The sequence below is a fragment of the Aeromicrobium sp. genome (assembly GCF_036676885.1).
In the GTDB taxonomy this organism is placed as follows: Bacteria; Actinomycetota; Actinomycetes; order Propionibacteriales; family Nocardioidaceae; genus Aeromicrobium.
This window is the reverse complement of sequence record NZ_JAKFCB010000367.1, coordinates 1-8014: the sequence shown is the minus strand read 5'-3', so window position 1 is coordinate 8014 and position 8014 is coordinate 1. Positions and strand designations below refer to the sequence as shown.

Genomic DNA, 8014 nt, shown 5'->3' with positions numbered 1-8014 from the left:
CCCGGTAGACTCAGTGATCGGTTCGGCGGGCGATCCCCGGCGGACCTCGGCCGCTTTAGCTCAGTCGGTAGAGCGTTTCACTCGTAATGAAAAGGTCGTCAGTTCGATTCTGACAAGCGGCTCCACGAAAAATTGACCTCAGGGTTTGGCCCGCGTCCCCCGGCGCGCCCCACAGGTTCCGTCACTCGTGCGGTGCAGCTCCCCGCCGTGCCCCCGCCGACCTCGTGGCCCCATGGCCGGTCCCGCTCGCCCGTCTGGCCGCCCCGTTGTACTACCTTCATGGGGAAATGAGCGTCCGATGAGCCACACCACGATCTTTGAGCGCAACCGTCCGGCCGCGGCGACGGTGACGCAGGCCCTCGCAGGCTCGCAGCACAACGTGTTCTGGCTCGATGACGTCAACCGGCCCACCTTCGCGGCGCTTGCGGGTGAGGCGCGTGCTGACCTGACGGTCGTCGGCGGCGGCTACGCAGGTTTGTGGACCGCGGTGCTGGCCAAGCGCAGGAATCCCGGCGCCAGGGTCGTCTTGCTCGAGGCGCAGACGATCGGGTGGGCGGCGTCTGGCCGCAACGGCGGGTTCGTCGAGGCGAGCCTCACGCACGGTGAGGAGAACGGCCGGCGTCGCTGGCCCGAGGAGTACGACACCCTCGAGCGCCTGGGTGCCGAGAACCTCGAGGCCCTCGAGCGCGACGTACGAGACCTCGGCATCGATGCAGAGCTGGAGCGGACCGGCGTGCTGGAGGTGGCGTACGAGCCTCACCAGGTGCAATGGCTCGAGGAGTCCGACTCGGGCGTGTGGCTCGACGAGGCCGCGGTCAGGCAGGAGATCAACAGCCCGGTGTTCAGGGCCGGCCGCTGGTTGAAGGACGACACCGCACTGGTCCATCCCGGGAAGCTGGCCACCGGTCTGGCGCGCGCGGCGGCCGAGCTGGGCGTCGAGATCCACGAGAACTCTGCCGTGTCGGGCATCGAGTCCACCCGCCGTGGCCCGGTACGGGTACGGACGACGCAGGGCTCGGTCGTCTCGGACCAGGTGGCGCTCGCGACCAATGTGTTCCGTCCGCTGCTTCGCCGGTCGCGGCTCCTGACGGTGCCGGTCTACGACTATGTGCTGATGACCGAGCCGCTGACGCCCGAGCAGAAGAGCATGATCGGGTGGGACAACCGGCAAGGCCTTGCGGACCTGGCGAACCAGTTCCACTACTCCCGGCTCACGCAGGACGACCGCATCCTCTACGGCGGGTACGACGCGATCTACCACGCAGGCCGCAAGGTGCGGGCCGAGTACGAGGACCGCCCGGAGTCCTTCCGCACGCTCGCGTCACACCTCCTGACGACCTTCCCGCAGCTGGAGGGCATCCGGTTCAGCCACCGCTGGGCCGGCGCGATCGACACGTCGACCCGGTTCTGCGCGTTCCACGGACTGGCCCGGCAGGGCCGCGTGGCGTACGCGAGCGGGTTCACGGGCCTCGGCGTCGGGGCGACGCGGTTCGCCGCCGAGGTCATGCTCGACCGGCTGGCAGGACAGACGACGCAGCGCACCCAGCTCGAGATGGTGCGCAGGAAGCCGTTGCCGTTCCCGCCCGAGCCGTTCGCGAAGCTCGGCATCGAGGCCACCAAGTGGTCGCTCGACCGCGCCGATCACCGCGAGGGCCGACGCAACCTGATGCTGCGTACGCTCGACCGGCTCGGTCTGGGCTTCGACTCCTGAGCCCCGCTCAGGCCGGCAACGCCACGCCGGTCAGGTCCGCGAGCGCCGCCAGGAGCTCGTCCTGGAAGTCGACCGAGCGGGCGGCGGTATGGCTCGACAGCGTGCGGCGGCCGCGGAAGTAGCCGCCGGTGACGAGGGCATCGGGGTCGTCGCTGGTGGCCAGCCAGGACTGCGTGACGTGGCCCTGCTCGAGGTCGTCGGGCGCCGACGGGCCGCCCATCCTCGTCGGCACCCAGCCCGGATCGACGGCGTTGCTGCGAACCTCGGGCCACCGCCGGGCCACGGCGAAGGCGAGCGTCAGGTCGTACAGCTTGCTGTCGGCGTACGCCTGGGCGCCGTTCCAGGGGCGCGCCTTCCAGTCCAGGTCGTGCGTGCTGGGGGAGCCGCTCTGGTGCATGCCGCTGGTGAGGTAGACCAGTCGCTCGGGCCGGTCGATCCGCGCGGTCAGGATGTAGGGCGCGAGGACGTTCACGGCGAGCAGGTGGGCATGGCGGTCGGGCGTGCTGATCCGGCGCGGCTCGCGATAGCCGATCGCGACATTGTGGATCACCGCGTCGAACGGGCCCAGGTCGTTGACCTGACGGGCGACGTCCTCGGTGTCGTCCACTCGGGAGACGTCGCCGACCACGACGGCCTCAGCCTGGGGGGCAGCGGCACGCGTCTGGTCGGCGCGTTCGTGGTTGCGGGCATGCAGCACGACGGCATGCCCCTGCTCGATCAGGTGACGGCCTGCGGAAAGTCCGAGGCCGTCGCTGGAACCGGTGATGAAGATGCGCGACATCGCGCCTCCAGGGGGAGTGGGCGGGAGTGGTCGTGATCGTGTGGGTCAGTGGCGCCGCGTCGGCTTGCGACCCACGAGAAAAGGATAGATGGCCCACGCGATGAGGAGCGCCTGAACCAGGAGCAGCGCAGCAACCAGAAACTCCAGATCTGACGTCGTCTCCTGCACGACACTCTCCTCCCGCGAATCACACCTCATTCTCAGTGTGTCCCCGGGGGCCAAATCCGCAAGTGGGTCAGAAGTTGCCGCGCTTGGCCTGCTCCCGCTCGATCGCCTCGAACAGCGCCTGGAAGTTGCCCTTGCCGAAGCCGAGCGACCCGTGCCGCTCGATGAGCTCGAAGAACACCGTCGGGCGGTCGCCGATCGGCTTGGTGAAGATCTGCAGGAGGTAGCCGTCCTCGTCGCGGTCGACCAGGATGCCGCGCTTCTGCAGCTCCTCGATCGGCACGCGTACGTTGCCGATGCGCTCCCGCAGCTGGGGATCGGTGTAGTACGACTCGGGGGTCTCGAGGAACTCGATGCCCGCGGCCCGCAGCCGGTCGACGGCGGCGAGGATGTCGTTCGTCGCGAGCGCGAGGTGCTGGGCGCCGGGACCGCGGTAGAACTCGAGGTACTCGTCGATCTGCGACTTGTGCTTGCCGACGGCCGGCTCGTTGAGCGGGAACTTCACCCGGTGGTTGCCGCTGGCCACGACCTTGCTCATGAGGGCGCTGTACTCGGTCGCGATGTCGTCGCCGATGAACTCGGCCATGTTGGTGAAGCCCATGATCCGGTTGTAGAAGTCGACCCACTCGTCCATGTGCCCGAGCTCGACGTTGCCGACGACGTGGTCGAGCGCCTGGAAGATCCGCTTGGGCGCATCCGCGGGCTTGACGATCGAGGAGTGCCGCTCGACGTATCCGGGCAGGTAGGGACCGGAGTACGCGCTGCGGTCGACGAGCGTGTGGCGGGTCTCGCCGTACGCGGCGATCGCGGCGATGCGGACCGTGCCGTGCTCGTCGGTCAGGTCGTGCGGCTCCTCGAGGATCGTGGCGCCCTGGGCGCGGGCGTGGTCGATGCACGCATCGACGTCGGGCACCTCGAGGGCGATGTCGATGACGCCGTCACCGTGCGCCCGGTGGTGCTCGAGGATCGGGCTGTCAGGGTCGACCCCGCCCTTGAGGACGAAACGCACGGCGCCGCTCTCCAGGACGTACGCGTGGTGATCGCGGTTGCCGGTCTCGGGCCCCGAATAGGCGACGAGCTCCATGCCGAACGCGGACTGGTAGAAGTGCGCGGACTGCGTGGCATTGCCGACCGCCCACACGACGGCGTCCCACCCGGTGACCGGGAACGGGTCGGCCGTGGTGTCGTACTCGACCAGGCCGACGAGCTGCTTGAGCTGGTCGAGGTCGAGGTGGGCGAGGCGTTCTGCGTCAGTGAGGTCGAGGGTCATGGCCCCACATCAACGCATTGTGGCGGGATGGGCAAGCGGCCCAGCCGACGCTGTGCACATATGACACGTCAGCCGCGTAGGCTGGGAAACAGCTCGGCAATCTGCATATCTGGAGGAATCATGGATCAGCTCGATGTCGCGCTCGTCGAGGCAATGCGTGAACACCCCCGGGTCGGTGACCTCGAGCTGTCCCGCATCACCAGGGTTGCGCGTGCGACGGTGCAGTCGCGGCTCGCCAAGCTCGAGCGCTCCGGCGTCATCACGGGCTACGGGCCCGACATCGATCTCGTCGCCGCCGGCCACCCCGTGCTGGCGTTCGTGACGCTCGAGATCGCCCAGGGATCGCTCGACGCGGTGACCGACGAGCTCGAGTCGCTGCCCAACGTCCTCGAGGCGTACGTCACGAGCGGCACGGCGGATGTCGTCTGCAAGATCGCCGCGACCTCGCACGAGGACCTCCAGGCAACGCTGCTGCACATCAGCAAGTCGGGCTCGGTCGTGCGGTCGACCAGCGTGATCGTGCTGTCGGAGCTGGTACGCCCGAGGGTCCTGCCGATGCTCAAGAAGGGCGCCGAAGGAAGCACGACGCGGGCCCCGGCCTATCGGTGACCACCCGCCCCCAGTCGGCCGCGGGCGGCCTCCTTAGGGGCCGGTGGGTGTGAGGACGCTCAGTCGCTCGAGGGCTTCCTCGATGACCTTCGGTTGCTTGCAGAACGCCCAGCGCACGAGTGGCCGGCCCACGTCGACGTGGTCGTAGAACACCTGGTGCGGGATCGCCACGACGCCTGCGCGCTCCGGCAGGCTCCGGCAGAACTCGACGCCGTCGTCGAACCCCAGCGGCGTGATGTCGGTCGTCGCGAAGTAGGTGCCCTCCGGGACGTAGACCTCGAAGCCGATCGCGGCGAGACCGTCGCACAGCAGGTCGCGCTGTGACTGGAGCTGGGCGCGGAACTCGTCGAAGTACGCATCGTCGGCGCCGAGGGCGTGCGCGATGGCCGGCTGCAGCGGGGACCCCGACGTGTAGGTCAGGAACTGCTTCGCGCCGATCATCGCCCGCACGAGCTCGGCCGGACCCGTGGCCCAGCCGATCTTCCAGCCCGTGAACGAGAAGCTCTTGCCGCCGCTCGAGATCGTCAGGGTGCGCTCGGCCATGCCGGGCAGCGTCGTGATCGGGATGTGCGGGATGCCGTCGAACGTCAGGTGCTCGTAGACCTCGTCGCTGATCACCACGAGGTCGTGCTCGACCGCCACCTCGGCGATCGCGGCCAGCTCCTCGCGGCGGAGCACCGTGCCGGTCGGGTTGTGCGGCGAGTTGAGCAGGATCGCGGTCGTACGTGGTGACACCGCGGCGCGCAGCTCGTCGACCGGGAGCCGGAAGTCCGGGGCGCGCAGCGTCACCGGCCGGCGTACGCCACCGGCCATCTGGATCACGGCGACGTACGAGTCGTAGTAGGGCTCGAGCACGATGACCTCGTCGCCGGGGTCGACGAGCCCGAGCACCGCGGAGGCGATGGCCTCGGTCGCGCCGGTGGTGACGCCGACCTCGGAGTCGGGGTCGACGTCGAGCCCGTAGAAGCGCTTCTGGTGGGCGGCGATCGCGTGGCGCAGCTCCGGCACGCCGGTCCCGGGGGGGTACTGGTTGCGGCCGCCACGAAGGGCGTCGACCGCGACCTCGACGACCTCGGCCGGGCCGTCCGTGTCCGGAAAGCCTTGGCCGAGGTTGACCGCGCCGGTACGCAGTGCCAGCGCGCTCATCTCGGCGAAGATCGTGGTGCCGAGACCTGTCAGGCGTGCGCTGGAGGTCTTCATGCCGTCGATCCTATGGCGACCCCCGTGCGGCCTACGGCTTCGCGGGCACCTCCATGCCGGGCAGGTCCGCGTGCTTGATCTCGTCGACGAGGTCATCCGGTGGTGGCGCCGTCGTCGTGGTGTCCTCCGACCCGGCACCGCCGCCGACCGAGGTGCGCTTCTTGTTCCACACGTCGAACGCGACGGCGGCGAGCAGCACGAGGCCCTTGACCGCCTGCTGCCAGTCGATCGAGGTGCCCATCAGCGACATGCCGTTGTTGAGGACACCCATCACGAAGCCACCGATGATGGCGCCGACGACCGTGCCGACGCCGCCGGTCACGGCCGCGCCACCGATGAATGCCGCGGCGATCGCGTCGAGCTCGAAGTTGGTGCCGGCCTTGGGGTTGGCCGCCGTGAGGCGCGCAGCCGTGACCATGCCGGCCAGCGCGGACAGCAGGCCCATGTTGGTCATCACGAGGAAGTCGATGCGGCGCGTACGCACGCCCGACATCGTCGCCGCGTCGACGTTGCCGCCGATCGCATAGACGTGACGGCCGATGACGGTGCGCTCCATGATGAAGCTGTAGATGCCGATCAGGACGAACAGGATCAGGCCCACGACCGGCAGGCCGCGGTACTGCGCGAGGACGTACGAGAAGCCGAACAGCACTGCCACGATCGCGATGAGCTTGGCGTAGAACATCGGCAGCGGCAGGACCTCGAAGTTGTAGCGGATCGCCGACGAGCGCTTGCGGAACTCGAGGAACACCAGGAACGCCGCCAGCAATGCCGCGATCACGAGCGTCAGGTTGGCCAGGCCCGTGTCGGGCCCGACCTCGGGGAGGAAGCCGTTGCCCATCGACTCGAAGCCCTTGGGCAGGTTGCCGACCGTCGCGCCCTCGAGCACGACGAGCGTCAGGCCGCGGAACAGCAGCATGCTCGACAGCGTCACGATGAACGCCGGGATGCCGACGTAGGCCACCCAGAAGCCGTGCCAGGCACCGATCACCGCGCCCAGCGCCAGGCAGAGGATCACCGCGATGGGCCATGGCATGTCCCACTTGGTCATCATGATCGCCGCGACCGCGCCGACGAAGGCGGCAACCGAGCCGACCGACAGGTCGATGTGGCGCGCGATGATGACCATGACCATGCCGATCGCGAGGATCAGGATCGCCGCGTTCTGGGTCAACAGGTTGGTGACGTTGAGCGGGCGCAGCAGCACGCCGTCCGTCTGGATCTGGAAGAACACCACGATCGTCGCCAGGGCGATGACCATGCCGTACTGCCTGACGTTGCCTCGCAACAGGCTCTTCATCGTGCTTGCGGTGCTCATCGTCCTACCTCTTGTCCATGTGTTGACGTGGTCATGTATCGCATGAGGGTCTCCTGGTCGGCTTCGGCCCGATCGAGCTCGCCGGTGATGCGGCCCTCGGCGAGCGTGTAGATGCGGTCGCAGAGTCCGAGCAGCTCCGGCAGCTCCGAGGAGATGACGATGATGCCGCGGCCCTGCTTCGCGAGACGCTGGATGACGCCGTAGATCTCATACTTCGCGCCGACGTCGATTCCCCGGGTCGGCTCGTCGAGGATCAGCACCTGGGGATCGGTGTACATCCACTTGCTCAGCACGACCTTCTGCTGGTTGCCGCCCGACAGCTTGGCGACGCCTTCGTTGACGGTCGGCGTCTTGATGTTCATGCTGCTGCGGTAGCTCTCGGCGACGACGACCTCTTCACGCTGGTCGACCGTCAGGCCCTTGCGGAGCTTGTCGATGCCGGCCGCGGTCACGGAGCGCTTGATGTCGTCGAGCAGGTTGAGCCCGAGCGCCTTGCGGTCCTCCGTGAGGTACGCGATGCCGGCCTCGATCGCGGCGTGCACCGACTTGAGGTGCAGCTCCTTGCCGTCGAGGATCAGCTTGCCCTCGATGTGGCTGCCGTACGAGCGGCCGAAGATGCTGCGGGCGAGCTCGGTGCGTCCGGCGCCCATCAGCCCGGCGATGCCGACGATCTCGCCGCGGCGGACCGTGAGGTTGGCGTTCTTGATGACGGTCCGCGAGCCGTCGACGGGGTGCTTCACGGTCCAGTCGCGGACCTCGAACAGCACGTCGCCGATCTCGGGCTCGTGATCGGGGAAGCGGTGCTCGAGGTCACGGCCGACCATGCCGCGGATGATGCGGTCCTCGTCGACCTTGTCCTCGGCGACCGCGAGGGTCTCGATCGTGTGGCCGTCGCGCAGGATCGTGATCGCGTCGGCGATCTGCTCGATCTCGTTGAGCTTGTGGGAAATCATGATCGAC

At 68.3% G+C, this 8014-nt stretch carries 8 protein-coding genes and 1 tRNA gene; 3 read left to right on the top strand and 6 right to left on the bottom strand.

The features are described from left to right. Positions 1 to 49 precede the first annotated feature (49 nt). Together V6M46_RS17390 and V6M46_RS17385 are read left to right on the top strand one after the other, a co-directional pair. Positions 50 to 125, top strand: a tRNA-Thr gene (locus V6M46_RS17390). A gap of 173 nt (positions 126 to 298) precedes the next feature. Beyond that, entirely contained in the window at positions 299 to 1711 is a 1413-nt protein-coding gene (locus V6M46_RS17385) for an NAD(P)/FAD-dependent oxidoreductase (protein ID WP_332667390.1), read from the top strand. 7 nt (positions 1712 to 1718) lie between these two features. Here V6M46_RS17385 and V6M46_RS17380 read toward each other — a convergent pair whose 3' ends face one another. The 3 genes from V6M46_RS17380 to hppD form a co-directional block, all read right to left on the bottom strand. Next, positions 1719 to 2492, bottom strand: a complete 774-nt coding sequence (locus V6M46_RS17380) for an SDR family NAD(P)-dependent oxidoreductase (RefSeq protein WP_332667388.1) — start codon at positions 2490 to 2492, stop codon at positions 1719 to 1721. Between the two features lie 45 nt (positions 2493 to 2537). Next, positions 2538 to 2660 carry a hypothetical protein gene (locus tag V6M46_RS17375; protein ID WP_332667386.1) on the bottom strand — a complete coding sequence of 41 codons (123 nt, stop codon included), beginning with the start codon at positions 2658 to 2660 and terminating at the stop codon, positions 2538 to 2540. A gap of 67 nt (positions 2661 to 2727) precedes the next feature. Continuing rightward, the gene (hppD, locus tag V6M46_RS17370; RefSeq protein WP_332667384.1) at positions 2728 to 3927 is read right to left on the bottom strand and encodes a 4-hydroxyphenylpyruvate dioxygenase; all 1200 of its coding nucleotides are present in this window, start codon (positions 3925 to 3927) and stop codon (positions 2728 to 2730) included. Between the two features lie 120 nt (positions 3928 to 4047). Here hppD and V6M46_RS17365 point away from each other — a divergent pair, with 120 nt between their 5' ends. Further along, the gene (locus V6M46_RS17365) at positions 4048 to 4536 is read left to right on the top strand and encodes an Lrp/AsnC family transcriptional regulator (protein WP_332667382.1); all 489 of its coding nucleotides are present in this window, start codon (positions 4048 to 4050) and stop codon (positions 4534 to 4536) included. Positions 4537 to 4569: 33 nt separating this feature from the next. Here the strand turns inward: V6M46_RS17365 and V6M46_RS17360 are convergent, their stop codons facing one another. The 3 genes from V6M46_RS17360 to V6M46_RS17350 form a co-directional block, all read right to left on the bottom strand. Continuing rightward, positions 4570 to 5736 (bottom strand): pyridoxal phosphate-dependent aminotransferase, encoded by a 1167-nt coding sequence (locus V6M46_RS17360; protein WP_332667380.1) that lies wholly within the window; start codon positions 5734 to 5736, stop codon positions 4570 to 4572. A gap of 31 nt (positions 5737 to 5767) precedes the next feature. Beyond that, on the bottom strand, positions 5768 to 7054 hold the full coding sequence (mmsB, locus tag V6M46_RS17355) for a multiple monosaccharide ABC transporter permease (protein ID WP_332667378.1): 1287 nt from the start codon (positions 7052 to 7054) through the stop codon (positions 5768 to 5770). Next, the coding region (locus V6M46_RS17350) for a sugar ABC transporter ATP-binding protein (RefSeq protein WP_332667376.1) at positions 7051 to 8014 on the bottom strand (964 nt) is incomplete at its 5' end. The genes V6M46_RS17350 and mmsB, both read right to left, overlap by 4 nt.

What these genes read in the sequence shown, in the direction of transcription:
- V6M46_RS17385 (WP_332667390.1), top strand. Translation starts at nt 299, where the DNA reads ATGAGCCACACCACGATCTTTGAGCGCAACCGTCCGGCCGCGGCGACG.
- V6M46_RS17380 (WP_332667388.1), bottom strand. Translation starts at nt 2,492, where the DNA reads ATGTCGCGCATCTTCATCACCGGTTCCAGCGACGGCCTCGGACTTTCC.
- hppD (WP_332667384.1), bottom strand. Translation starts at nt 3,927, where the DNA reads ATGACCCTCGACCTCACTGACGCAGAACGCCTCGCCCACCTCGACCTC.
- V6M46_RS17365 (WP_332667382.1), top strand. Translation starts at nt 4,048, where the DNA reads ATGGATCAGCTCGATGTCGCGCTCGTCGAGGCAATGCGTGAACACCCC.
- V6M46_RS17360 (WP_332667380.1), bottom strand. Translation starts at nt 5,736, where the DNA reads ATGAAGACCTCCAGCGCACGCCTGACAGGTCTCGGCACCACGATCTTC.
- mmsB (WP_332667378.1), bottom strand. Translation starts at nt 7,054, where the DNA reads ATGAGCACCGCAAGCACGATGAAGAGCCTGTTGCGAGGCAACGTCAGG.